Annotated in this window: 26 protein-coding genes and 1 riboswitch; of the genes, 3 read left to right on the top strand and 23 right to left on the bottom strand. The window is 37.1% G+C overall.

Translation table 11 applies throughout. The features are described 5' to 3' along the window. Positions 1-4: 4 nt before the first annotated feature. The 16 genes from BW724_RS09855 to BW724_RS09780 all read right to left on the bottom strand — a co-directional run bounded on the left by BW724_RS09855 (position 5) and on the right by BW724_RS09780 (position 14,007). Entirely contained in the window at positions 5-988 is a 984-nt protein-coding gene (locus tag BW724_RS09855) for a YpdA family putative bacillithiol disulfide reductase (protein ID WP_088075061.1), read from the bottom strand. A gap of 108 nt (positions 989-1,096) precedes the next feature. Further along, on the bottom strand, positions 1,097-2,389 hold the full coding sequence (locus BW724_RS09850) for a Glu/Leu/Phe/Val family dehydrogenase (RefSeq protein ID WP_088075060.1): 1,293 nt from the start codon (positions 2,387-2,389) through the stop codon (positions 1,097-1,099). A 153-nt stretch (positions 2,390-2,542) separates the two neighbouring features. Then, a complete protein-coding gene (locus BW724_RS09845; protein WP_088075059.1) occupies positions 2,543-3,124 on the bottom strand; it encodes a genetic competence negative regulator in 582 nt (193 codons plus the stop codon). A gap of 89 nt (positions 3,125-3,213) precedes the next feature. Then, on the bottom strand, positions 3,214-4,107 hold the full coding sequence (locus BW724_RS09840; RefSeq protein WP_088075058.1) for a MerR family transcriptional regulator: 894 nt from the start codon (positions 4,105-4,107) through the stop codon (positions 3,214-3,216). Positions 4,108-4,196: 89 nt separating this feature from the next. Further along, positions 4,197-4,583 carry a hypothetical protein gene (locus tag BW724_RS09835; protein ID WP_088075057.1) on the bottom strand — a complete coding sequence of 129 codons (387 nt, stop codon included), beginning with the start codon at positions 4,581-4,583 and terminating at the stop codon, positions 4,197-4,199. Positions 4,584-4,747: 164 nt separating this feature from the next. Continuing rightward, positions 4,748-6,430 (bottom strand): formate--tetrahydrofolate ligase, encoded by a 1,683-nt coding sequence (locus tag BW724_RS09830; RefSeq protein ID WP_088075056.1) that lies wholly within the window; start codon positions 6,428-6,430, stop codon positions 4,748-4,750. A gap of 45 nt (positions 6,431-6,475) precedes the next feature. Beyond that, on the bottom strand, positions 6,476-7,021 hold the full coding sequence (locus BW724_RS09825; protein ID WP_088075055.1) for a 2-oxoacid:acceptor oxidoreductase family protein: 546 nt from the start codon (positions 7,019-7,021) through the stop codon (positions 6,476-6,478). Then, positions 7,021-7,779 carry a thiamine pyrophosphate-dependent enzyme gene (locus BW724_RS09820; RefSeq protein WP_088075054.1) on the bottom strand — a complete coding sequence of 253 codons (759 nt, stop codon included), beginning with the start codon at positions 7,777-7,779 and terminating at the stop codon, positions 7,021-7,023. Before BW724_RS09820 ends, BW724_RS09825 begins: the two co-directional genes overlap by 1 nt. Then, complete coding sequence (locus tag BW724_RS09815; protein WP_088075053.1) at positions 7,776-8,849, bottom strand: 3-methyl-2-oxobutanoate dehydrogenase subunit VorB; 1,074 nt, start codon at positions 8,847-8,849, stop codon at positions 7,776-7,778. Before BW724_RS09815 ends, BW724_RS09820 begins: the two co-directional genes overlap by 4 nt. A gap of 15 nt (positions 8,850-8,864) precedes the next feature. After that, positions 8,865-9,092 (bottom strand): 4Fe-4S dicluster domain-containing protein, encoded by a 228-nt coding sequence (locus tag BW724_RS09810; RefSeq protein WP_235848937.1) that lies wholly within the window; start codon positions 9,090-9,092, stop codon positions 8,865-8,867. Between the two features lie 18 nt (positions 9,093-9,110). Further along, a complete protein-coding gene (locus BW724_RS09805) occupies positions 9,111-9,797 on the bottom strand; it encodes an ATP-binding protein (protein WP_088075051.1) in 687 nt (228 codons plus the stop codon). Positions 9,798-9,956: 159 nt separating this feature from the next. Then, positions 9,957-10,394 (bottom strand): DUF2663 family protein, encoded by a 438-nt coding sequence (locus BW724_RS09800; protein WP_088075050.1) that lies wholly within the window; start codon positions 10,392-10,394, stop codon positions 9,957-9,959. A gap of 67 nt (positions 10,395-10,461) precedes the next feature. Then, entirely contained in the window at positions 10,462-10,770 is a 309-nt protein-coding gene (locus BW724_RS09795) for a hypothetical protein (RefSeq protein ID WP_088075049.1), read from the bottom strand. 84 nt (positions 10,771-10,854) lie between these two features. Further along, complete coding sequence (locus tag BW724_RS09790; RefSeq protein WP_176371362.1) at positions 10,855-11,427, bottom strand: CPBP family intramembrane glutamic endopeptidase; 573 nt, start codon at positions 11,425-11,427, stop codon at positions 10,855-10,857. Continuing rightward, positions 11,427-12,947: a RecQ family ATP-dependent DNA helicase gene (locus BW724_RS09785; RefSeq protein WP_088075047.1), complete on the bottom strand. Its 1,521-nt coding sequence runs from the start codon at positions 12,945-12,947 to the stop codon at positions 11,427-11,429. The genes BW724_RS09790 and BW724_RS09785 overlap by 1 nt, the downstream gene beginning before the upstream one ends. Beyond that, positions 12,940-14,007: a YpbB family protein gene (locus BW724_RS09780; protein WP_088075046.1), complete on the bottom strand. Its 1,068-nt coding sequence runs from the start codon at positions 14,005-14,007 to the stop codon at positions 12,940-12,942. Before BW724_RS09780 ends, BW724_RS09785 begins: the two co-directional genes overlap by 8 nt. A gap of 250 nt (positions 14,008-14,257) precedes the next feature. Here BW724_RS09780 and BW724_RS09775 point away from each other — a divergent pair, with 250 nt between their 5' ends. Next, positions 14,258-14,506, top strand: a complete 249-nt coding sequence (locus tag BW724_RS09775; RefSeq protein WP_088075045.1) for a ferredoxin — start codon at positions 14,258-14,260, stop codon at positions 14,504-14,506. A gap of 67 nt (positions 14,507-14,573) precedes the next feature. Here the strand turns inward: BW724_RS09775 and BW724_RS09770 are convergent, their stop codons facing one another. Next, the gene (locus BW724_RS09770; RefSeq protein ID WP_088075044.1) at positions 14,574-15,215 is read right to left on the bottom strand and encodes a Crp/Fnr family transcriptional regulator; all 642 of its coding nucleotides are present in this window, start codon (positions 15,213-15,215) and stop codon (positions 14,574-14,576) included. A gap of 101 nt (positions 15,216-15,316) precedes the next feature. Continuing rightward, positions 15,317-16,381: a M14 family metallopeptidase gene (locus tag BW724_RS09765; protein WP_088075043.1), complete on the bottom strand. Its 1,065-nt coding sequence runs from the start codon at positions 16,379-16,381 to the stop codon at positions 15,317-15,319. A 209-nt stretch (positions 16,382-16,590) separates the two neighbouring features. Here BW724_RS09765 and BW724_RS09760 point away from each other — a divergent pair, with 209 nt between their 5' ends. Then, positions 16,591-17,262 (top strand): SurA N-terminal domain-containing protein, encoded by a 672-nt coding sequence (locus BW724_RS09760; RefSeq protein ID WP_088075042.1) that lies wholly within the window; start codon positions 16,591-16,593, stop codon positions 17,260-17,262. Positions 17,263-17,314: 52 nt separating this feature from the next. Here the strand turns inward: BW724_RS09760 and BW724_RS09755 are convergent, their stop codons facing one another. Genes BW724_RS09755 through BW724_RS09745 form a run of 3 tightly spaced genes read right to left on the bottom strand, consistent with a single transcriptional unit; the run spans position 17,315 to position 20,237 of the window. Next, complete coding sequence (locus tag BW724_RS09755; RefSeq protein ID WP_088075041.1) at positions 17,315-17,869, bottom strand: cob(I)yrinic acid a,c-diamide adenosyltransferase; 555 nt, start codon at positions 17,867-17,869, stop codon at positions 17,315-17,317. Continuing rightward, a complete protein-coding gene (locus BW724_RS09750) occupies positions 17,844-19,157 on the bottom strand; it encodes an ABC transporter ATP-binding protein (protein ID WP_235849071.1) in 1,314 nt (437 codons plus the stop codon). Before BW724_RS09750 ends, BW724_RS09755 begins: the two co-directional genes overlap by 26 nt. A 21-nt stretch (positions 19,158-19,178) precedes the next feature. Then, positions 19,179-20,237 (bottom strand): FecCD family ABC transporter permease, encoded by a 1,059-nt coding sequence (locus BW724_RS09745; protein WP_088075039.1) that lies wholly within the window; start codon positions 20,235-20,237, stop codon positions 19,179-19,181. 214 nt (positions 20,238-20,451) lie between these two features. Further along, a riboswitch (cobalamin riboswitch) is annotated at positions 20,452-20,640 on the bottom strand. A gap of 172 nt (positions 20,641-20,812) precedes the next feature. On the opposite strand from BW724_RS09745, the gene BW724_RS09740 reads away from it, so the two are divergent. Next, on the top strand, positions 20,813-21,325 hold the full coding sequence (locus BW724_RS09740; protein WP_088075038.1) for a MogA/MoaB family molybdenum cofactor biosynthesis protein: 513 nt from the start codon (positions 20,813-20,815) through the stop codon (positions 21,323-21,325). Positions 21,326-22,887: 1,562 nt separating this feature from the next. Here the strand turns inward: BW724_RS09740 and BW724_RS09735 are convergent. Together BW724_RS09735 and BW724_RS09730 are read right to left on the bottom strand one after the other, a co-directional pair. Beyond that, a complete protein-coding gene (locus BW724_RS09735) occupies positions 22,888-24,672 on the bottom strand; it encodes an ATP-binding protein (RefSeq protein WP_088075037.1) in 1,785 nt (594 codons plus the stop codon). After that, on the bottom strand, positions 24,672-25,388 hold the full coding sequence (locus BW724_RS09730; protein WP_088075036.1) for a response regulator transcription factor: 717 nt from the start codon (positions 25,386-25,388) through the stop codon (positions 24,672-24,674). Before BW724_RS09730 ends, BW724_RS09735 begins: the two co-directional genes overlap by 1 nt. Positions 25,389-25,393 lie beyond the last annotated feature (5 nt).

The following is a 25,393-nucleotide window of genomic DNA, read 5'->3' as shown; positions in this document are numbered from 1 at the left end:
CTAATTAACTTCTCAGTTCTTTCGTTTTGATCGTATTAGCTATTTTCTCACCATGATGACGTCCATTCTCAATAAAAATTTCGTTTGCATTATTTCCTGCTGCAATAACCCCTGCAATAAATATGTTATCAACATTCGTCTCCATTGATGCATCATTAAAACTTGGTCTACCTGAATGAGGGTCAATCTTCACCCCCATGTTTTCTATGAAGGAATGATCTGGGTGGTATCCAGTCATTGCAAAAACAAAGTCTGCTTTATGCTCCTCTTCCTTTCCATTATTTGAAACTAGGATAGTCGAAGGATTGACTTTAATAATATTTGAGTTGAAGAACATATTAATATGACCATGTTTAATTAATGATTCAAACTCTGGTAAAATCCATGGCTTTATACTACTTGAATAGTCATTTCCCCGATAAAAAACAGAGACCCTAGCTCCTGCCTTTTCAAGCTCTAGGGCAGCATCTACAGCAGAGTTTTTCCCACCAATTACTGCGACATCTTGATCAAAATAAGGATGGGCTTCTTTGAAATAATGTAAAACATGTGGTTGATTTTCTCCTTGAACCCCAAGTAGATTTGGGGAGTCATAATATCCTGTTGCAACAATGACATAACTTGCTTTATAGTGATTTTCACTTGTAGACGTTGAATGTACATGAAACTCACCTTTTTCGTTCTTTTCTACCCGATTTACACGTTCATAAGCATGAATACGTAGCTGTTTTTCCTTCACTACTTGACGATAATAAACAAGCGCTTCATTTCGTTTTGGTTTTCTTTCTGCACTATAAAAAGGAATATCGCCGATTGAAAGCTTTTCACTTGTACTAAAAAATTGTTGATGTGTTGGATAATGATATAATGCATTAACTATATTACCTTTTTCAATAATTAAGGGATCTATCCCAATGTTTTGGAGTGCAATCCCCGCAGCTAAACCGCATGGACCTGCTCCAATAATGATAACCTTCTCTTGTTTCATCAATACTTACACCTCTTCGATAAATTAAGTTCTGTTTTATTATGATACAGGAAATGTCTTTTTTCAAAAAAAATCCCTCCCAATATTGGAAAGGATCGTTTTTAACTATTATATCCAGCCTCTGAAGCGGCTTGCTTCGGCCATTTTTCTTACACCTACCATATAGGCAGCTAAACGCATATCAACCCCTCGTTGTGAAGCTACCTTATATATATTTTCAAAGGCAGATACCATCACCTTTTCTAGACGTTCCTCAACTTCTTCTTCCGTCCAATAAAATCCTTGATTATTCTGTACCCATTCAAAATAACTTACTGTTACTCCGCCAGAAGAAGCAAGAACATCAGGTACAAGGAGTATGCCCCGTTCATTAAGAACTTCTGTTGCTTCAATTGTAGTTGGTCCATTAGCTGCTTCCACGATAATTTCTGCTTTAATCTTATTTGCATTTTCTTCAGTAATTTGGTTCTCAATAGCTGCTGGTACTAAAATATCACAATCAAGTTCTAGTAATTCATGATTAGGAATCGTATTTTTAAATAATTTAGTAACTGTTCCAAAGCTATCTCTACGATCCAATAAATAGTCAATATCTAGACCTTCTGGGTCGTGGAGTCCCCCGTACACGTCTGAAATACCAACTACTTTTGCTCCTGCATCGTGCATAAATTTAGCTAAGAAACTCCCTGCGTTTCCGAAACCTTGAATGACAATACGAGCACCTTCGAGGTTAATTCCCTTCTTCTTAGCTGCTTCTCGTATACAAATAGTTACTCCTTTAGCTGTCGCAGACTCTCTACCATGTGATCCCCCTAATACAATAGGTTTTCCAGTAATAAAACCAGGAGAATCAAACTCTTTCATTCTACTGTATTCATCCATCATCCAAGCCATTATTTGTGAGTTTGTAAAAACATCAGGGGCTGGAATGTCTTTTGTCGGTCCGACGATCTGACTTATTGCACGAACGTATCCGCGACTTAGACGCTCAAGTTCTGGAAAAGACATTTCCCTCGGATCACAAACGATTCCACCTTTTCCCCCACCATACGGAAGGTCAACTATTCCTGCCTTTAGACTCATCCATATCGATAACGCTTTCACTTCTAATTCGCTGACATCTGGGTGAAACCGTACTCCACCTTTTGTTGGGCCAACTGCATCATTATGCTGTGCCCGATAACCAGTAAAAATTTTAATAGATCCATCGTCCATTCTGACAGGTATTCTTACTGTCATCATTCTCAATGGTTCTTTCATTAGCTCGTAAACTTCTTCCGGATAGCCTAATCTATCCAAAGCCTTTTTTATTATAAATCTGGTGGACTCCAGTACATCCTGCTTCCGTTGTTTTGGTTCTTCTCTTTTAACATTGCGACCTACTTTATCATTTCCAACCATTACTTTCACCTCTGTGCAATGTAAGCGTATTTTTATAATTCATACATTCCTACTTACTACTATAAATAATCTAATTGTATATTTCCACTATTGTTTATTAATTCTTGTACCATCAATCTATATAAAAAACTCCTAATTATATTAGGAGCTTCCTTAATTAAAATACACATTGAGCATTTTTAATGCCTTATATGGAATAATTGTTTTTCCGTATTCTTCTAACTTATAGGTGGTAATCGTTGCACTTTCACCAAATTCAACTATAAGGGGAATAAAGTTCTCCATCTTCAATGGGGCAGCATCTGTCTCCTGAAGTTTCAGATAATAACTATCATCATGATAATAGAGTGTACCGTTTTCTATACGTAGCCGATCACACTCTTTTGCCAATTGGATAACAGCTTCAATTGAATCAAACTTAAAGATAAATGATTCATTAACATCCATTGTAATTTGAAGCTCGATAAAAGAATCATCAAAAGTATCTTCATCATCCTCTGTTATTGTAACTATTACAACTAACCCTTGAGACGGCAATGAAAAGACTTCTACAATGACTGGACCTTCTGCATCGAATCCCAACTCATCACTGGCTTCTGAAATCATATCACGAAATAGATCATGAACCTTTGGAATGTCCATCCATATCTCGTCTTTTGATATGCCCCTCTCACGGAGGTCATCAAAGGTTAAAAATATTTTTATTTTATCAGATGTTAACCGCTCCAGGCGCATGGTCGGTCCTCCTCAGTAATTCCAAAACATGTTATACTTTTAAACTATGTTCAGAGCATGTTTTTGGTTCGACCAGATACCTAGATAAATTACTCTGTTAGCTTCCTTAACCACAAATCCCATTCTTCAGTTGTTTTTCCAACATACAAATCTTTATGGTTTACCTTTTCTAACACTGATATAGCATCCATTCCTCTACCACCTAAACCTATTTGTATATCTGGATTGGAATCTTTAACTGCACTTGCAAGCTCTAATGTACTAGCCACTTTCTCATGCTGAGTACAAGATAGGAAAAGAACTTTTGGTTTTACCTTTAGAAGTACTTTTTCAATATCATCTTTCGGAATCCCACTTCCTAAGAAAATAACATCATAACCTTTTTGCTTTAAATGTATTGAGAACATTAAAAGGCCAAGTTCGTGTAATTCACCAGGCGTACACACGCAAACACACTTTGGCATATATCCTATGTTCGGTATCGACTGAATGACCGTACCTAATCTAGACCGTAAATAGGAACTAGCAAAATGTTCTTCTGCGATAGTAATTTCTTGATTGTACCATTTGTCTCCAATTTGCACTAACACTTTACCAATAACATCCGACACTACTTTATCAATTGAAAATAGGCCAAAGGCACGGTCTAATACTTGATTACATTGTCCTTCATCAAAGTTTAAAAGAGAGGTTAACAAATCTTGACAAAGGTTAACCACTTGGTCATCTCCAGATTCTGTCGTTGATATATTCTCAACACCCTCTTGTTCTAACAGGCCGACAGCTTGTCCAATTGTAAAACCATTATTCACTTTATTTAAAAGCCATTTTAAAATTGAAACCTGCTCTTCTGTATAGAGGCGATGCCCAACATGATTCCTTTTTGGTTCAATGATCTTATATCGCCTTTCCCAAGCCCGAAGTGTACCGGATTGTATTCCAAGCATAGTGGAGACCGCTTTTATATTATACTTACCTTCCATGTTTTCACCTACTTCGACATACTCTAAGCTTTAGTATAGTTAAAAAGTCCCTGTCTGTAAAATTATGTAACTGATATATGGAAATTTTCTTATACTTTTTCCTTACTTAAGTATCTTTTTATCTTCTTGGAGTGATCATTCATATCCATAGATGCATAAATGATACTGACTAATAAAACGACTAATGCAGGTACTCTATACAAGAGAATAGAAATAACAATCACAATTAAATAAACAATTTTTTCTATACGATCTGTCCTTTTTAATAAGGGAAATTGTAATTTGAAAATCATTTTAGCAAAACTAAGGAAACTTATCATAAACCCAATCAGTGCGAAAAACCAGGAAAATGGTTCAAAGACCAAAGATTCCATCATGTAAAGACTTGAAAACGGGAAAAATATTTCATTGAATTTAGTTGAGAAAATATGAAGACCTATGATGCTAAGAAGAACTAATATAGTTATTCTTCTCATATTGTCTACCCCTTTAATCTAGAAAAAGTTTTTGTCCTTCATTATATGTTTAGGATTTAATATATTTCACATTTTCTCAGACTGAATCCATGGTAGTCTTTATGAAAAAAAGGTGTGTAGAAGGTATTAACCTTTTACACACCTTTCCCCGTTAATCAACCAATTTAAAACAACCCAACTCCACGGCCATCTCCATCTACATCCATTTTCAATGCAGCAGGCTCTTTCGGAAGTCCTGGCATTGTCATGACATTACCAGTTAGGACAACGATAAATCCTGCTCCAATAGATGGCTTCAATTCACGTACATGTATCACAAAGTCTTTTGGACGCCCTAGTTTTTTGGGGTCATCTGAAAGGGAATATTGCGACTTCGCCATACAAACGGGTAGATTGTCCCAACCATTTTCCTTTAAGGATTCCATTTGTTTAAGGGCGTTTGCGGAAAACTCAACATCCTTTGCCCCATAGACTTTCTTCGCAATTGTTTCAATTTTTTCTTTTAGGGACTGATTTAATTCATACAATGGCTTGAAGTTATTTGAAGACTGTTCAATTTCTTTAACTACCCGCTCTGCCAAGGAGGTGCCTCCTTCTCCCCCTTTTGCCCATACATCTGCTAATTCAACCTTAACCCCTTGTGCTTCACACCACGACGTTAAAGTTTGTATTTCCTCATCCGTGTCATGAATAAAACGATTAATTGCTACAACATGTGGTAAGCCGAATTCCTTCATCGTTTCCACATGCTTTTCAAGGTTTCCTAAACCAGATTGAAGGGCTTCCACATTCTCTTCATCTAACTTATTCTTTGGCACACCACCGTGCATTTTTAATGCTCGAATAGTTGCAACTACTACTACTAAGTCAGGTTTTATTTCTCCAGCTCTTGTTTTTATGTTTAAAAATTTCTCTGCTCCTAAATCTGCTCCAAATCCAGCTTCAGTAACAACGTAGTCACCTAACTTCGTAGCTAGCTTTGTCGCAATAACACTATTACAACCATGGGCAATATTTGCAAATGGACCGCCGTGGATTAAAGCAGGCGTGTTCTCTAATGTCTGAACTAAATTAGGCTTTATGGCCTCCTTTAGTAGTAGCGTCATTGCTCCTTCTGCACCTAGATTCCTCACAGTAACAGGCTCTCCGTCTAGGTTATATGCTACTACTATTTTAGAAATTCTCTCTTTTAAATCAGCAAGATTTTTTGATAAACATAATATGGCCATCACTTCAGATGCTACAGTAATATCAAACCCATCTTCACGGGGAACCCCATGTAAAGAACCACCTAGTCCTATGACAATGTTCCTTAATGAGCGATCATTCATATCTAAAACACGTTTCCAAACAATTTTACGGACATCAATCTTTAGTTCATTGCCCCTATGAATATGATTATCTATCATTGCAGCCAGTGCATTGTGAGCTGTCGTAATGGCATGAATGTCCCCTGTAAAATGAAGATTAATATCTTCCATTGGAACTACTTGCGAAAAACCGCCTCCTGCTGCCCCACCCTTAATTCCCATCGTTGGGCCCAAAGAAGGTTCTCTAAGTGCGATGATTGCATTTTTGCCAATTTTATTAAGTGCCTGCCCTAGTCCTACAGTTACTGTGGATTTTCCTTCACCAGCTGGAGTCGGGTTAATTGCCGTAACGAGAATAACTTTTCCGTCTTCTTCCTTCTCCAGTCGTTCCATTAAGGATAGGGAAAGCTTTGCCTTATAATGGCCATATGGCTCCCATTCATTTTCTGTTATATTTAATTCATTTACTAATTCTTTAATTGGAACCATCTTTGCGTTTTGAGCAATTTCAATATCTGATTTTACTTCATGACCCATAACAACACGCTCCTTCAACTCAATGAATGTACATTCTCATTATGCTTATACGTTTTCAAGGAGGATATTTTTACCTGCATCAAAAGCAGCTTCATTTACTGAAATCAAATGATTTTTTCCTACTCCTAATACTTGTATTAATGCAGTAATTAAACTATCCCTAGTAATTATACCAGTTTTTTCAATATATGCACCAAGAATTACTGATCCAGCTACGCGTGGGTTACCTACTTTATCTGCTATCGATGTGGCTTTAATGTCGATAACTTCAATATCAATTCTTTCACTCTTCTTAGTAACGAGATCACTGTTAATAAACAGCTTTCCTCCAGCTTTAACAAGTGGCTCGAACTTTTCAAAGGAAGGGTTGTTTAATACAATTACAGTTGAAGGGCTATCTATGATTGGGGACCCTACCGTCTTATCGCTAATTACGACAGAGACATTAGCAGTTCCTCCACGCTGTTCTGGTCCATAGGACGGAAGCCAGGAGACTTCTTTCCCTTCTTTCATACCAGCATAAGTCAATATTTGACCCATGGACATAACTCCTTGCCCACCGAATCCAGCAATGATGATCTCCTCTTTCATCAGACACCATCTCCTTTATAGGAATGATCCTTGTATACACCTAGTGGATAGTAAGGTACCATTTCGTCCTTCACCCATTGCATTGACTCTTCCGGATTCAGTCCCCAATTCGTAGGACAAGTAGATAATATTTCCACCATAGAAAACCCTTTCTCGTCCTTTTGATTTTGAAAAGCTTTTTTAATTGCTTTTTTAGCTTTGATTACATGGGGTACATCATGTGTAGATACTCGTTCTATATATGATGCGCCATCAAGAGTAGCAAGCATTTCTGATACTCGAATTGGTAATCCTTGTGTTTGTGCCGCTCTTCCTTCTGGCGTTGTAGCTGTCTTTTGTCCAAGGAGGGACGTTGGTGCCATTTGTCCACCTGTCATCCCATATATCGCATTATTGACAAAAATAACAGTAATATTTTCTCCCCTTGCTGCCGCATGGACGATTTCCCCCATCCCAATGGAAGCAAGATCCCCATCACCTTGATAAGTAAAAATAAGTCGTTCTTTAGGTAGTACCCTTTTTAGGCCAGTAGCGACTGCAGGAGCTCTTCCATGGGCGGCCTGTGTCATGTCACAATTAAAATAATGGTAGGATAAAACAGAGCACCCTACTGAGGCTACCCCAACAGTCTGTTCTAATGCATCTAACTCCTCTAGTACTTCTCCCACGAGACGATGAATGATACCATGGGTGCATCCTGGACAATAGTGCGTCTCCCTATCTATTAAACCACTAGTCCTTTCAAATACAGCCTTCATACCATCACCCCATACTTCAACTTCAGTATTTCCTGATATATCTCATCTACAGTTGGAATGACGCCACCATTTCGTCCATAAAAATGTACAGGAACTATACCTTCCACTGATAGTCTTACATCCTCTACCATTTGTCCTGCACTCATTTCCACTGTTAATAGTTTATTTAATTGTAACTGTTCCGAAAGCTTCCTAATGTAACTAGAAGGGAATGGCCATAGACTAATAGGGCGTATGAGTCCAACCTTCATACCAGCTTCGCGAGCACGATCAACGGCACTTTTTACAATACGTGCTACTGTACCATAAGCTACGATTCCATAAATAGCATCGTCCATTTTATAGGATTCAACCCTAACCTCTTGATCCTTGATCGTTTCATACTTTTCCTGAAGCTTACGGTTTCGTTCCTCAAGGGAGACATCATTTAGATCTAATGAGGTGATCGTCTTAGGTGGACCATCTCCTACTGTTCCAGTAGTTGCCCAGTCTTTTTCAAATAGATGCATCTCTTCACTAGTCTCCTTAAATTCCACTGGCTCCATCATTTGACCGAGCACCCCATCACCTAACAGAATTACTGGTGTACGATACTGATCAGCGATTCTAAATGCTTCCTGTGTTAAGTCAACGATCTCCTGTAATGTACTTGGTGCAAGTACAGGAGTATAGTAATCGCCATGTCCCCCTCCCTTGGTCACCTGGAAATAGTCTGATTGTGCCGGTTGAATGTTACCAAGTCCTGGTCCTCCACGAGCAATATTTACGATAACAGCAGGCAAATTAGCAGCTGCTAAAAAGGAGATCCCTTCCTGCTTCAAACTAAAGCCTGGGCTTGATGAGGATGTCATAACCCTTACACCCGCTGATGCAGCCCCATATACCATATTTATTGCGGAAACTTCACTTTCTGCCTGTAAAAATAATCCCCCCACTTCAGGTAAGCGTTTAGCCATATATGCTACAAGCTCACTCTGTGGTGTAATTGGGTAGCCAAAGAAGTAATGGCAGCCTGCTTTGATAGCGGATTCCCCAATCACTTCATTTCCCTTCATTAATACTTTTCCCACTTGACATCTCCCCTTTTAAGACACTTTTTCTTTCTTTCTCTCTGGACGATAAACTGTGATAACAGTGTCAGGACACATTCTTGCGCAAGCAGCACAACTAGTACATTTCTCTTGCTCAATCACTTCTGCAGGGCGGTATCCTTTTTGGTTTAGTCTATTTGCTAAATGAATAATAGCTTGCGGGCAAAATGCAACACATAAGTTACAGCCTTTACAATAATCTTCGTTAAAAACAACTCTCATGATATCCCCTCTCCCCTCCTATTTACTCCAAGGAGCTAAAAGCTTTCGGTCAAAATACTCTACATCTTTAAAACTAGTGGTGTATTCATTTCTTCCCCATCTCTTTCTTACTTCATTGGAAATGAGAGAGAATAGGAATGGGATTCCAAGATCCATTGATGCTTGAAGGGCTAGTGATTCCCCTTTCACTACCTCTTCAGGACCATAATCGTCTTCTCCCAAATGCGTGTTATTAATAATTCCTGTTACTTTCAAGCGAGAAGCATTTTCTATTTCATTTATCGTATTAATTATCCCTAACTTTGTACTAACATAAGGGCGATTAGCATTTAAGACAAACCAAAATTCGTACGGTCTATTTTTAATCAAATGTGAAAATTGTCCAAGGGATAAAGCACCATCCTTATCTCCCCCTACATCAATAATGACATGAGAATGATCATTTTCGATTACTCCAGCTACCTCCCCAGTAACGATTGGCAAGTCCGCTTTTAACAATTCACCTTTTGGAGCTATGAGACGTACACCTTCAACAGATAACTCTTTTCCATAGTCCCTTGACCTAAAATATGGGTTTATAACATCTAGGTCACAAAGAGCAACAGGCCGTTTAGAGGTTTTTACTATTTTACTTGCATAGAACATTGCTAATTCAGTTTTCCCGCTGCCAAAATGACCTGTAATAATGATGAGTTTTCTTTCCATTTCTTACCCCCTCTCCCATTCTATACTTAATTATAATCTAACTGTGGAAACGCTCACAACGCATCATAGAATATGTCATAAAATAGTTAGAAATAAGAAAAGCGCAATCGCCTTGGTCATCGGCCAAAAAAAATAAAAGCCCTCCTGTTGGGGCTTTTACTATTTGTGATATAGGTTGATGTCATACTTTTCTTTTAATTCTTGGTATTGAAGCAGTTTTTTCCTCTCTAGTTCAGGGGAATTCCATATATCACTGGCCCGATCTATAATATCTTCTTTTAACTCATCAAAATCTTTTTCTTTCTTCTCGAAGTACTTCGACTTCATGGTAAAAAAGTGAAAGCCAATGAAAAGTAATCCTAGCCAAATTAATAAGAAGATATCTGACAATAAAAAGGTCAAGTAAGAACCAACTGCTACACCTGTGCTTAATTTAACTACTAAGTAAACGACACCTGCCAATAAGACAGAAAGGAAGAAATAGCCCCATTTCGTTACATCTTTCTCCGCTTTTACTTCTTTCATCTTAGCTTCAATTAGTGCATCTAGTACAATAGTATCGTAAGATTTCACATTTTTTTGATATTTATTCTCCACCCTCAAAACCTCCGCATCAATATATATAAAATTTATATATTATATGCAGAGTGGACTAGTTATACGTCTAAAATAGCATATCACTCCAGATTGGGTATGTGATCATAATTGTTACTAGACTTATAAACAGTACTAATAATACTTTAACGAGTGGAAATTGCTTTTCTTGCTTTTCTTGCTTTTTTTGTTTTGCTTTTGAACGACTTATTTCACTTGATGTATCTTTTTTTAATTTCCCTGAATGATGTACCTCACTTCTAGGCGGGAGACTATAAACATCTAGTTCATCATCCCAATCATCATATTGACCACTATAGATTTTTTCATTTTCTTCAATGTTTTTTCGCTCATTATCAAGAGGAGATTGTACTGACATTTGGATCACCCTATTTCATATTATCATGATATTCCAACTATAAGACACTTCGACCTTCGTGACGGTTATTCCATTACAGTTATTTCATTTAACGATCTTTAACCTTATTGCTATGCCTAATAGATAATCAATAAGGAAATGGCATATCATTACAGTTAATAAGTTACCTGTATACCAATATAAAATTCCTAAAAACAAACTTAATATTACTGTAAAAACGAATAAAAATGGTTTGTGCAGGTATCTAAAATGTATCAAAGCAAAAATAATAGATGCTGGAAGAAGGCCTAAATATGTTTGAAGAACACCACGGAATAATAATTCTTCAGAGAAAGCAACAACTGCTGAAATGAATGCAATGTGAAGAAATGATCTTTTTTGAAAAACTCGTTCATTTATTCCTCCGTCGTCAAAATAATGCTTTGGAAGCCACTTTACAAGAATTAATTCTAGTAATACAACTAACAATCCAGCTATTACCCCTAATGTGACTGCTTGTAGATCCCACGTGATTAACTCTAGTGGATAAAACCAAGTACCAAACAAAAACCTGCTTAAGGTAAAAGCTAAAATTAATATAATGAATTGTGTAATATATAAATTCAGTAATAATTCCCGGTCAGTTAATTGCTTAATGATTTCCCCTTGCTTTTTCATTATGAACCCCCATCAGTAGTAGGAAAGAACATTCTCTTTAGTTGAATGTCCCACGAAAAAACTTCCTTGTCAATATCGCTTGTTAAACCACCCTTTTTTAAGTCAGTCAGTTTAACACCACATTTAGAACAGCAATTCTCCCTTAGGCTTGAAGGCTCCTCACCAAAATACATCAAGATAGCACTACGAATACAATTTTCCCCAAGGACAAGCTCTTCAAACAGTGCGAAACGAGTTTCTTTCTTCTTTTTTCGTCCAAAGAAATGGTGGTTTAAGCGATTTAGCATATCATCATTTATTTTCTCTAATAAGATATAATCACCATCAATCATATCTGCTTTTTGTAAGTAATAGGAAAGCATCTTCCATCTTGTTTCATCAATACGATAAATTTGTTTAAGTTCTTCAGCTTCTATCCTTCCATTTGTGTGTAAGCCACTTTGAAACCAAACTTTTAATTCATTTTCAGTTGGAAACTCTTGTGCAATAAAGTTTAGGGGGACTCTTCTATCTTCTTTTGTAAAGAATAACACGGAACTACTCTGTTTTCCGTCCCTACCAGCCCTCCCTATTTCTTGTATGTACTGTTCAGCAGAAGATGGTAAATGTAAGTGTACAACAGTGCGTATATTTGATTTATTTACTCCCATACCAAATGCATTTGTAGCACAAATAATATCAAGTTCGTCCTTTAAGAATTGATATTGAACTAACAGACGGTCTTCCTTTGACATCCCACCATGATAATACGCCGTATTAGTAATTCCCTTTTCTTTAAGTTTTTCAGCAATTTCAATTGCACCGTTTCTCGTTGCAGTATAAATAATTGCTGGTGTCTCTATATATTCAAGGCTTTTAATAAAAAGCTGTTCCTTTTCTTTAACTCCATTAGCCTCCTCTACAATTAACCTTATGTTTTCACGATTTACAGAAAATCTATGAACCACAGGTGAACGCATATGAAGCTCTTTTTTTATATCATCCTCTACTTCGGGGGTTGCTGTTGCTGTTAATGCGAGACAAGGGGGAGAGCCCAATGCTTTTCTCACTTCCTTCAGCCGTAAATAATCTGTTCGGAATTCATGTCCCCACTGTGATATACAATGTGCCTCATCTACTACGAAAAGGCCTACTGGGTGACTTTTTAGTTGTTTTTGAATATACTCACTGCCAAGCATCTCTGGTGATATAAATAACATAGAATCATCTTTAAGCTGAGACAATACATATTTCCTCTCTGAAAAAGTAAGCATACTATTCAATTGATAAACTGTTTTGTCCCCAGCTGCACGTAGCTGATGTACTTGATCCTCCATTAATGATAATAGAGGTGAAACAACAATTGTCAATCCGCTGATCATTTTTGAAGGATATTGATAACATAAGGTTTTCCCCGCTCCAGTTGGTAGAATAGCAAGAACATCTAATCCATTTAATACAGATTGAATAATGTCTTTTTGTCCAGGTCGGAAGCTTTTAAAACCAAATTTCTCCTCTAATATCACGTCTAACTTATCCAATGCTTGTTTCCTCCTGAGCTTTCGTTAATGCAAGCCGTATTTGAAAATAAGAAATATCATTATTTAGTTTATCCTTTATGAATCGGAGTCGCTTTGTGTTAAATCTTGAAGCAATAGTCAACACATCCTCAATATCTTTTTTACAAATGAAATGAAGGATTGGGAATTCATGGTTGTTTATAGCAAGTTCAATAAAATGATCCTCTATCGTACTCCTTTTTAAACCCCTTACTTGCATTATCTCTTCCAATTCAAGTCCCTTGTTAAGGAGTTTTTCAGTTTCCTTTGCTGACTCTGATATCATTTTTGTTGAAACAATATCATGAATAAGTTTTGAAAGTAGACCATATTCTTTTTTCCGTTCAGAAACCTGGTATAATAATTGATGAATAATAGAATTAAAGTATACCTTCGTATATAGTGGATCTTCATAAAAAGCAACACATAGTTGATCAAATGTTCTCCCAGTCGCAATAGGTGTTGACAACCTATTAGTAAATAGGTTTGCTCTACTGGAAGGAAGAGTATTCAAAAATTGGTATAACTCATTGTATAAGGAATCCCTTAGCTCTTTCACAGACAAAGGTGTATTCTTAAGAAAGTTCCTTACCCACCTCTGCGTCTCTAATTGGTAGGTAACAGGAATGAAGGAATGTTCCTCCCTTATTAAATGAGTAACAGACTGAACAATCAATGATAAGCGATTCCAGAAAACTTCCCGTAAACCTGTCCATTCATACTTTGACCCATCATAGCCTTCAGGTAAATAAAATCTTTTATTTAAATTACTTAAAGCTTCCGTCCCTTTTACCGATAGGGAAATATGGTCATTATTATTAATAATTAACCCTACTTTAATATACTCATTTATTTTTTTATCGAAGTTCTCTCGACTAAGGTCCTTCATGGAACCAACATATGTTTTCAAATGAAATAGATGTACATCTTGAATTGTTTGTGCTGAACGCTTCCCCTTTAATATATGGAAAGCACCCCCCGCACTTCGTTGTCCTTCTAACTTAGACAATATCGTTAATAAAAACCAATCTATAAATGACATAGCTATTCCCCTTCAAACACAATATATATTCTCTTATTATAAATTATCTGTCGTGTCCAATCTATCAAAAACCTTTACTGATAAGGATTCTCAATTATTTTACCTATTGAAAAAGTATATTGGACCATTTACAATAAAGTATGGAAGAACATTTTTCACAAGGGATGGAAGACGTTCTCCAAACCCCTTTATACATAAAAAGAGACAAATAAAGGGATTCTATATAAAATTTCAATGGGAGGTTTTTGTTATGGCAAAGTATACAATCGTAGACAAAGACACTTGTATCGCATGTGGAGCATGTGGTGCAGCAGCACCAGATATTTATGATTATGATGATGATGGTATTGCTTGGGTAATCCTCGATGATAACGAAGGAACTGCTGAGGTACCTGAAGAGCTTTACGAAGATATGGAAGATGCATTAGATGGCTGTCCAACAGACTCCATTAAAATTGCAGATGAGCCATTTGATGGTGACGCATTAAAGTTTGAATAGATTATAAGAAAATTGCAAGTGTTAAAAGAGGCTGGGACGTAACATCTCAGCCTCTTTCCTTGTGCACTTAATTAAAATCCTTTATTAATTTAATCCGATCCTTTTTCACTTCAACTAATCCTTCAGATTCCCATTTTTTTAATTGCCTACTGACTGTTTCTCGAGTTGAACCAATAATATTCCCTATCTCTTGATGTGTAAGACGAATCGTATTCCCTTGTGTTTCTTGTAAGTGAGCAAGGGCACCTTTGAGACGTGATTCTACGTTTAATGATAATATTTCATTTAGTTTCTTCTGCATAAATACTAATTTTTGGTTCATAACTTGAATAATTCGAAAAGCATATTCAGGGTTATTTTTTATAAGTTTTTCAAATCCATCAATTGGGATGGCTAACAATACAACATCCTTTTTTGCTTTTGCAGTACCTGGATATGGAGATTGATCAAAAAAACCAGAATGGGGGAATATTTCTCCTTCTGCTAAAACATTGATTAAGCTTTCCTCTCCACTTTCTGTAAGCTTACTAATAAGTATTGTACCTTCCCCGAGTACATAAATATAATTTCTAGGATCTCCTTCCCAAAATAATATCTCTTTATCTTTTAGTTCTTTGATTCTACTCATTTCTATAATAGGGCTTAGCTCTTCATCTGATAAACCTTCGAAAAAAGGCATTCCTTTTAAATGCTTGATCCAATCCTTCATGTTACTCCTCCAAGAAAATCGTAATTATCCTTCTTGATAATCATAATCTATCACCTTAGTTAGGACAAGCATATATAAGTAAGTCCGAAGTTTCAAATGAGTTATATAGAAATTTTTAGTCCCTCTAGTGCAAGCTCCACATTATTTGCCCAAATTTCTCCATATGCACGGAATGGCAATGGATTTGTCCCCACTCCTACTTCTATTGTAAATCCTGGTCTACCTGTTTCTTGTATAAACCAATCCTTATAACCACCATCACTGTCTGCTGTTCTAACTGGTACATAAGAGCTCCTCAAGGATAATCGATCCACCATTTCTTTACTAATTTTAGGCTCCATATTTCTGTAACCCCAATAAATCACTTGCCCTTGTGAATGAAATGCTAAAACATGAGAAAAATGGTGCTTTAAGGTTAAGTGATAGATGGCTAATACTTCTGGTTCTGTTAATGGTGATGTACCACTGTAATGTCTAGGCCATGGTTTTTGCGGACTCTCATCAGCCTCTTGCTTCCACCCAGCGGGCCATTGATGATTTAAATCAACTCCACGTATGTTTGCAGACCAATGATCAAAAGATGGTGCTCCTTTATTTATTCTATTTATAGTGTGATAGTATGGGTGATTCGGATAATTTCCTTGTTGCACTAAACTAATCCCATCCGGGTTCACCATAGGAACTACATAAAGGGTCACTTTATCAAATATACTCTTAAGATTATCTCCATAAAATAACTCATTCTTATCATAGTTATCTAATACAACATCGATCCAATCACAAAGAAATTTACTTGTCATCCATTCATTTGCATGCCATCCCCCAGAATAAAATACTTCTTTAGGTCCATTCCCTATTTTCAGCAAATACAACGGGTACCCTAGTACACTTTTACCAATGACAGATGCATCAAGTAGTCGATGTCCCCTCCATTTGTCTATATATGCTTTTACATCACCAAAAGAGAATTCTTTCACACATTCTCCCTGTTTCTCCTTAAACTTCCCATGATACGAATTAGGAATCAATAACTGCTCACCTGGATATATGTAAGCACGACCGTCCTGAAGATGTGGATTAAAATCTAAAATATCCTTAACAGATACATTGTGGGAGAAGCTTACTTTATGAATCGTATCCTCAAGTTTTACGACATATTGTTTCAAGCCTATCACCTTCCTTTCTTGTATCATATGAATTTATTGTAGATGAAATGATTGAATTAGAGCGGAAAGCTAGGACTCACGAAAAACCTTGCGTTATAACCACATAATTTTTTATAATTGTTAAATTGAATTCTTTTCTTCCCTTGTGGTAAAGTGAAACATAGTCTAGTCCATATCTCTTATAGGAACAGAAAGGTGGAAATATTTTAATGTTATTTTTAAGAAAGAATTTTTTTATTGTTTTTTTTGTTGCAGCTATATTCACTCTTGTAGCATGTGGAGGTAATGATGAAGGAGAACAAAATAGTGCTGATGGTGAAGCTGCTGCAATCGTGAATGGGGAAGAGATTCCACTTGATTTTTTGGAGCAACAGGTTGATTCTATGAGGCAATTTTACTCACAACAAGGAATAGACCTTGACTCTGATGAATATGAAGAAACACTACAAGAAATAAGAATGGATCTTCTTAATGATATAGTTCGTGAAAAAGTACTAGTTCAAGAAGCTGACCGACATGACATTGAACCTACGGAGGAAGAGATCGATATGGCCGTTGAACAAATGTTGGTTGAATATGATACAACAGAAGAAGAGTTGCAATCAGCCATGGAAGAACAAGGTTATTCAGATGAAATGTTCCGACAAGAAGTAAAGGATCAATTAAAGATTCAAAAATTAACAGACTTAGATCATCTTGATTTTGAAGATTTTGATGTCACTGAGGAAAACTTAAGGGCATATTATGATGAAATTATTGCTCAGTATGGGGAAGAAATTGGTGAATATGACGAGCTATTAGTGGAGCTAGAAGCAAGTTATGTATGGGACTCCTATGTTCAGCAATTAATGGAAGATGCCGAAGTAGAAATTTATATTTAAGTAATACGAAACCGACTCTCGTCATTATGAGAGTCGGTTTCTTTTTTTTAAGTCATTTAAACACATCGGAGCCACGCTCATATAATACATCTTCTCCACCTTCGCGGTAATTCACTGCCCTTGCAGCTGCAAAAAAATAATCAGACAGGCGATTTATATACTTTAAAGCATCGGGTGGAATCGGATATTCATCCTTTATTAGTAAAACTTTTCTTTCGCTTCTCCTTGCCACAGTCCTGCACACATGTAATTCAGCAGCACCTGTGACACCACCTGGTAAAATAAATTTTTTTAATGGTGGAGATTCATTCCAATAAACATCTATTCTGTTTTCTAAATATTTGACATACTCCTCTTTTACAGCCCAATTTTCCTTTTTCGTTACATTTGCTAGGTCCCCTCCGAGATCAAAAAGTTCATGCTGAATTTTTACTAAATCATTATGAATGTCAGAATGCTTACTAGATATTTTTGAAATCGTCACGCCTATGAAGCTATTCAATTCATCAATTGTCCCGTAGGCCTCCACCCGTTCATGAGTTTTCGCCACCTTTTTTCCTACTAATTGGGTTTCTCCTTCGTCACCCTTTTTCGTATAGATTTTCATCGTTTTCCTCCTTTTTGTTTTTCTTTTCAGCTATTTCAATTAAGGCTTCTTTCATTTCTACAGCTATTGTTTCTATAGACACTTCACTATTCACTTGTGTGGCAGCTAAAAGTATCACAGGGTCATGGTTTTCCTCAGGAGAACTAAAAGAAGATAACCACTGCCCTATTTTCATAAATATTTGAAAAAACTCTGATTCCCCTAAATACCCATTAATAAAAAATCCTAACACATTTTCACGATCAAATGTCCCTAGTGATAAAACGTGAAGATTGTCTTTTTGTACCTTTATCAAATTCTGCTTGCCATGTTCAATCTCCCTACGAACAGTGTACATGAACTTATCGCTTGATTGGTTTTCCAATCCTACATGAAAGTTTTTATGAAATTCAAACCTCTTTACCCAGTTTATCCCTTTTCCTGCTTCAGTTGTTAGTGTTTTCAAATATATATTCGACTCAACAACCCACATATCCCTTTCATCGTATTGCTGCAGATTCCATTTCGTTTTTTTACCAAAGTCAGTTGGTTGGAAAGTGATCAGAGGCTTTGGGACAATTGGGTGTTCCTTTCTCTCAAGCGCAGTACCATAGACTTCCCCTAAAGTTTCACTATGAAGAACTTGGTTAGGCTCATTTATTGAAACCCTCCTTCCGTCCTTCATTAACAGTATTTGATCACAATATAAACTTGCCATGTTTAGGTCGTGGAGAACTGCTATAACTGTTACCTTCTGGGTATTAACCAGTTCTTTAATAAGGTTCATTAATTCTATTTGAAACGAAACATCAAGATGATTCGTTGGCTCGTCTAAAATTAATATTGAAGGTTCCTGAACTAATGCCTTCGCTAAAAACACTCGTTGTTGCTCTCCACCACTCAATGAAGGAAGGGGAAGATCCTGGTATTTTTCCAAACCAAGCTGTCTGATAACCTCTCTAACCTTCTTCTCATCTGTTTCATCAAAAAAGTGAAACAATCCTTTTTTATATGGGTACCTCCCCATAGCAATGACATCCCTAACAGTGTATGAAAAGGAGACTTCAGGCTGTTGTGGGAGTAAAGTGATTTTCCTTGCTAATTCTTTGCGGTTATAGGACTCTAATAATCGTCCCTCAATGTAGATGAATCCATTTTTATTTGGGAGTACTCCTGTTAATAGTTTTAGTAATGTTGTTTTTCCACAACCATTGGGACCGATAATACCAAAGAAAGTACCTTTTTCTACTGTAAAACTAATGTCTTTTACAACTGGAGATGCACCATAGCCCCCAGACAGATTATCCACTTCTATCAATTCGCTCTCCCCTTATTTCGGTATTTTTCCACGATGCTTACTAATTAATATGAGCCCAAAAACAGGTGCGCCTATTAATGCTGTTATAACTCCAATTGGTAACTCAGCAGGTGAAATGATTGTTCTAGCAATTAAATCTGCAACAACAAGGAAAATTCCACCTACTAATGCAGAGAGAGGAATCAGATGCTTATGGTCTGCGCCCCAAATAATCCTTACAAAGTGGGGGATTACGAGACCTACAAAACCAATAGTTCCTGAGACTGCTACTGCTGAACCTGTCAATAAGGAAGCGGCAAATAAAATAACAAATTTTTTTCGCTCCACATGAATCCCTAAATGATGGGCAGACTGCTCTCCAAATACAAAGGCATTTAGCTCTCGCCAATGGGCCAAAAGGAGTATAAATCCTAGGAAAAAGAATGGAATAATTAAATACACATAATTCCAACCACGCATTCCTACTGAACCTAATAGCCAGTTCACTAACTGACGAATTTCATCTCCACTTAAAGATATTAATAGGGAAATGATTGCCCCTAAAAAAGAGCTAAATATAATTCCTGTTAAGATAATAGTTTCAACCGACAAACTGCGCTGCACTGTTCTTGCAAATAAAATTACTGTAATCAAAGTAATAAAACCAGATAAAATTGCAAAAACAGGGAGAGTCAAAATACCTATGAAAGGTATACTTATTCCGAAGTATAGAACTGTGACTGCACCAACAGCTGCACCAGAAGATGCACCCAATGTGTAGGGGTCTGCCAATGGATTTCTTAAAAGGCCCTGAAAAGCTGCACCAGCTACGGCTAGTGATGCCCCTACTAATGATGCAAGTAAGACTCTTGGAAGTCTAATATCTAATATAATATAAGCAACCCTTGAGTTGATACTTGCGTCTAACTCTATCCATTTTGATAAACTGAGTAATACTGATATAGTTTCACTTATGGTTATGGAGGCACTACCGACACTGATTCCTAGAATTACAGAAACAAAAAATAAAGAAATCATAACTATATAGCTTATATAAATTTTGGGTTTATGAAATGTTTTTATTAACGACATTCGTTGCTCCTTTTTATGTACGCTACTTTCAAACTACAATCTACTTGCTTTCACTGTTCCGCTGGAAAGCTTTACTTCTGTATGGGCATTACTGAATTAAAAAAATCGCTCCAAAGTATGGAACGACAGTGATGGCAGCAGAATAAGATATAAGTTAGATTATCCATTTGACAATCCCCATCCTCTAGACCACTGCTGCTTCACCCTTTCCACGAAGGTATAATTACTTTAAGGCAGGTCTCCTGACTTACGTTTATGCGACTAGCTTCCCCTTCCCATGAAAAAGGATCACAGTGGATATTAAAGCTGTCAAAACGCTTACAGTGGCGGGACCGTTCTGGAGTTTCACCAGCTTCCCTTTTAACATACAGAAAATAGTATGACCTTAAATAAGCAGATATATTTAATTCATGCACAGTAGCTGTGTACTGAATTTATACCATTTGTTAAGATAGAAATAGAAATGACTATAGATATATTATACATGATTTAACAAAAAACAACAGGAAAGTAAACACAATAGAAGTGATCAACATCATTGCTATAGGGGATGTACTGAGAAAGGAGATATATACATGAGCGTACAAGAACATAAACAGGAGGCACCTACAACTGTTAACTGTATGGTATTAACAGTTTCGGATACTCGTAATTTGGAAACAGATAAAAGTGGTCAATTGATGAAATCATTACTGTTAGAAGCAGGTTACACTGTGATTGATCACCGCATTGTTAAGGACGATTTCAGTGCTATCCAACATATCATTAGAGAAGCGGACGCTAATAAAAGAATAGAAGCGCTACTTATTAATGGAGGTACTGGAATCACCTTTAGAGACACCACATATGAAGCAGTTTCTCAAATGTTGGATAAAGAGATACCTGGGTTTGGGGAGATCTTTAGATATTTGAGTTTTACAAAGGACATTGGATCTGCAGCAATGCTTAGTAGAGCTGTTGCAGGGGTGCGTGGAACAACAGCGATTTTTTCCACTCCTGGCTCATCTGGTGCTGTAAAGCTAGCTATGAATGAGTTAATTGTCCCTGAACTAGCACATGTAATGCGCGAAATATATAAGGATAAGTAAGAAAAGCGCAAGCGCCTTGGTCATCGGCCACAAAAACTGCCTCTTCCTCTACTAGCATCGCTCTGGAGTGTATCCGTCGAGGCAACTCGAAGCATATTCGTGAGGTAAACGCTCGTTGGAGGAGCTAATTCGAAGAAGCTATCGTGAGATAAAGGAAACACAACGAACGGAGTGAGTTGATGTTGACTTATCGTAGACGAGGTGAAGGAAGTTTCTTGGGCCGAAAACCAGCTGTCTCTTCCTCTACTAGCAAATGCTACGTAGCATATCCGTCGAGACAACTCGAAGCATACTCGTGAAGTAAACGCTCGGCGCCGGCGCTAGACACTGTTTCGACGCAACTACTTATATTCTAAACACTACAAAGAAAAGCGCAAGCGCCTTGGTCATCGGCCACAAAAACTGCCTCTTCCTCTACTAGCATCGCTCTGGAGTGTATCCGTCGAGGCAACTCGAAGCATATTCGTGAGGTAAACGCTCGTTGGAGGAGCTAATTCGAAGAAGCTATCGTGAGATAAAGGAAACACAACGAACGGAGTGAGTTGATGTTGACTTATCGTAGACGAGGTGAAGGAAGTTTCTTGGGCCGAAAACCAGCTGTCTCTTCCTCTACTAGCAAATGCTACGTAGCATATCCGTCGAGACAACTCGAAGCATACTCGTGAAGTAAACGCTCGTCGCTGGAGCTAGACATTGTTTCGAAGAAACTACTTATATTCTAATCACTACACTGAAAAGCGCAAGCGCCTTGGTCATCTGCCAAAAAGTACTGAATAAAGTAACATTACATTTGGAAAACAGGCTTACTTGTGAGGTGCAAAACGTCAAATCACAAACAAATTCACATGTGATTTTTGCTAAGAAATCGCATGTGTTTTTTCTTGTGAACGGCTTGTTTGCACCTCTGAAGTAAACCGATAACATTTGGTCGATGGCTTTTTATACTTCATAATAAAAGGCTCTTTTCGTAAACTTTGTTGCTTTTTATAAAAAAGCTTGGAGAAGCGAAAGGTGGCGACTCCAGCGGGAAAAGCAATAGTCGAAGACCCCGCAGGGTGGTTTTTCCCGAGGAGGCTGAGGCATTGCCCGCGGAAAGCGTCCACCAGTAGCGTAGCCAAGCTAAATAATTATGTATTAAACAACAATCTTTTAGAAAAGAGCCTAATAAAAAGACTATTCAATTTAATAACTAATCATTAGCTACTAAATTAAATAATCTTTTTGCGACTGGAAGAAAACGTATTTAAAGCAGACTTCCAAGCAATATATATTACTGCACAAATGAAGCATGAAAATTTATATTAATAAGTTGGTGTGAACGTAAGTCCATGAGGTAAACTGTCTCTTCCTCTACGAGCCTATGCTACGAAGTACATCCTCGAGATAACTCACAGCTACATAGTGTGAGAGCTATTGGACTTTAGTGAACACGAACACAAGGTTTGGATTTTCACGGTAACTTTACAAAAGAACTGATAACCTATTTTTAATAGACAATCTTTATGGCAATTACCGTTGTTTCTTGTGGAACAAGATCATTCTCTCAATTCAGTCAAGATCCATTATGATTCATAGGGTAAATAGACAGAAAATGTCGTTCCTTCATCTACTTTGGAATGTGCTGATATTCTCCCATTATGCGATTCGACAATGTTCTTAACTATTGCAAGGCCTAAGCCTGTACCTGAACGGCCACGTGTTCTAGCCTTGTCCGCTTTATAGAAACGTTCAAATACAAAAGGAAGATCTTCCTCTGGTATACCAGTACCTGTGTCTTCCACCTCAAGTTTTACCCCATTTTCATATGGTTCAACCCTCAAGGTTACACTACCATCTTCAGACGTGTGACGTATAGCATTATCAATTAAATTTGTAAGTACTTGTTCAATACGATCTCCATCTGCATGTATAGGCTTTTCTAGTAGAGATATTTCGTCTATTAACTCAATTCCATGTTCCTTAGAAACTCCTTGAAATTTCCTAACGACACGACGACAGAAGTCAGTTAAGTTAATGCTTTCTTTATTCAACTGGATGTGCCCTGCTTCCATTCTTGCTAAATCTAAAAATTCGTTAACGAGACGCCCCATTCGTAATGATTCATCATATATAATTTGAACAAGCTCAACCTTTTCCTCTTCTGATTCAGCTATACCATCAATAATTGCTTCACTGTATCCTTGCAACATAGAGATAGGTGTACGTAACTCATGGGAAACATTAGCAATGAAATCTTTACGAAGTTTATCATGGAGGCGTTCCTCCGTCATGTCACGTAAAACAGCAACTGCACCTCGGACATCTTGTTGGCCATACAATGGGGTCATTAATATAACCCAACTTCTTCCTTGGACATCCACTTCTCCCATTTGTTCCTTCTCTTCTTGTACAACTTTCTCAAAGAGATCTTCTAGTTCTTTTGGTAAGTTACCAGCTTTTTCTACTTCATATCCCTGTTCATATAACCAAGCACTGATGAATTCAGTTGCTGGCGGATTCGTAACCATAACAGAACCTTCGCGATCTAGTGTTATTACTCCATCTGCCATTGAGCTTAATATTCGGGATAATTGCTCTTTCTCCTGATTTAATGCGTTTAAGTTCGTATTTAAGGCTTTTGCCATTCTATTAAAGGCAATTGCTAGAAGTCCAATTTCATCATTGGTCAAGATAGGAACCTTCATATCGAAATTTCCTTTTGCAACTTCCAAAGAGGCTTTCCTTATTTTTCTAAGTGGAGCTGTTATTCTAGTTGTTAAGAAAAAAGCAAATACAGTTGTTAGCACAATAGCGATACCAGCAGATAAATAAATGATATGCTTTGTTTGGCTAGAAGCACTTTCAAGTATTTCAAGTGATTGATATAAAAATATACTACCTGAATCTCCAGGATTAATACTAACAGGCATGCCAACAACCATTAAGTCTTCCGTAACCTGCTCTTCACCCATTGGAAAAGTATATGTTCCTTGTGTAATAACGAAATCATCTTCTAGAAAAACAGAAGAAAGCTCCTGGTCTTCATTAAATACTAATGCAGGCTGTTCATGATACATCTCTTCTGTTGTAGTAAAGATGTATTCCTCTCCATTCACTATAACAACCGCATTAATTGCAAACTTTTCTGCTATATCTTTACTCATGGATAATGCTGCATCTTGTGTATTTTCTTCCTCTAACAGTGATGCAATTAAACTCGCATGGTTAATTAACTGATTCTCTGCCTGTTCTGTATGAAATCGCTCAAAATATTGTAACAACATTACCGTTAGTATCGTTAATACAACAGAAACAAGAAGTAGGATCGTTAACCATAACTTTCCTACAACGCTACGCCAAAGCATCATTACTCTTTCACAGCCTCAAACTTATATCCGACTCCCCATACAGTCGAAATCATATTTGCTGCTTCAGGCGATACTTTGTTCAACTTTTCCCTAAGGCGTTTGATATGAGTATCTACAGTTCTTAAATCACCAAAAAACTCATAATTCCATACATCCTTGAGTAATTGTTCCCTAGCAAACACTTTATCTGGTGACATTGCTAAGTAGTGGAGCAATTCATACTCTTTAGGCGTTAAACTAATATGTTTTCCATCAGCAGTTACTCGGTGAGCATCATTATCTATTGTTAAGTGTGGAAAAACTAATACATCTTTTGTCGTAGTTTCTGTTTGCAAAAACTTCGTTGTAGAAGAACGACGCAATAATGCCTTAACCCTTAACACTACTTCTCTAGGGCTAAAAGGTTTTACAATATAGTCATCCGTACCAGCTTCAAAGCCTTGTACACGGTTAGCTTCTTCCCCTTTGGCAGTTAGCATTATAATAGGAGTAGCTTTATGTTTACGTATTTCTTCACATACCTCAATACCATCGATACCAGGCATCATTAAATCCAAGACGATAAGGTCATAATCCTTGTCTAGTGCTAATTTTAATGCCTTTTCACCGTTTTCTGCATCATCAACTTCATAATTTTCTCTTTCTAAATACATTTTTAACAGACGTCGAATACGTTCTTCATCATCAACAACTAAAATTTTGGCTTCTTGTGTCATCACAA

The sequence above is a fragment of the Litchfieldia alkalitelluris genome (assembly GCF_002153425.1).
Taxonomy (GTDB): domain Bacteria; phylum Bacillota; class Bacilli; order Bacillales; family Salisediminibacteriaceae; genus Evansella; species Evansella alkalicola.
The sequence above is the reverse complement of the archived record's forward strand: the minus strand, read 5'-3'. Positions and strand labels throughout refer to the sequence as shown.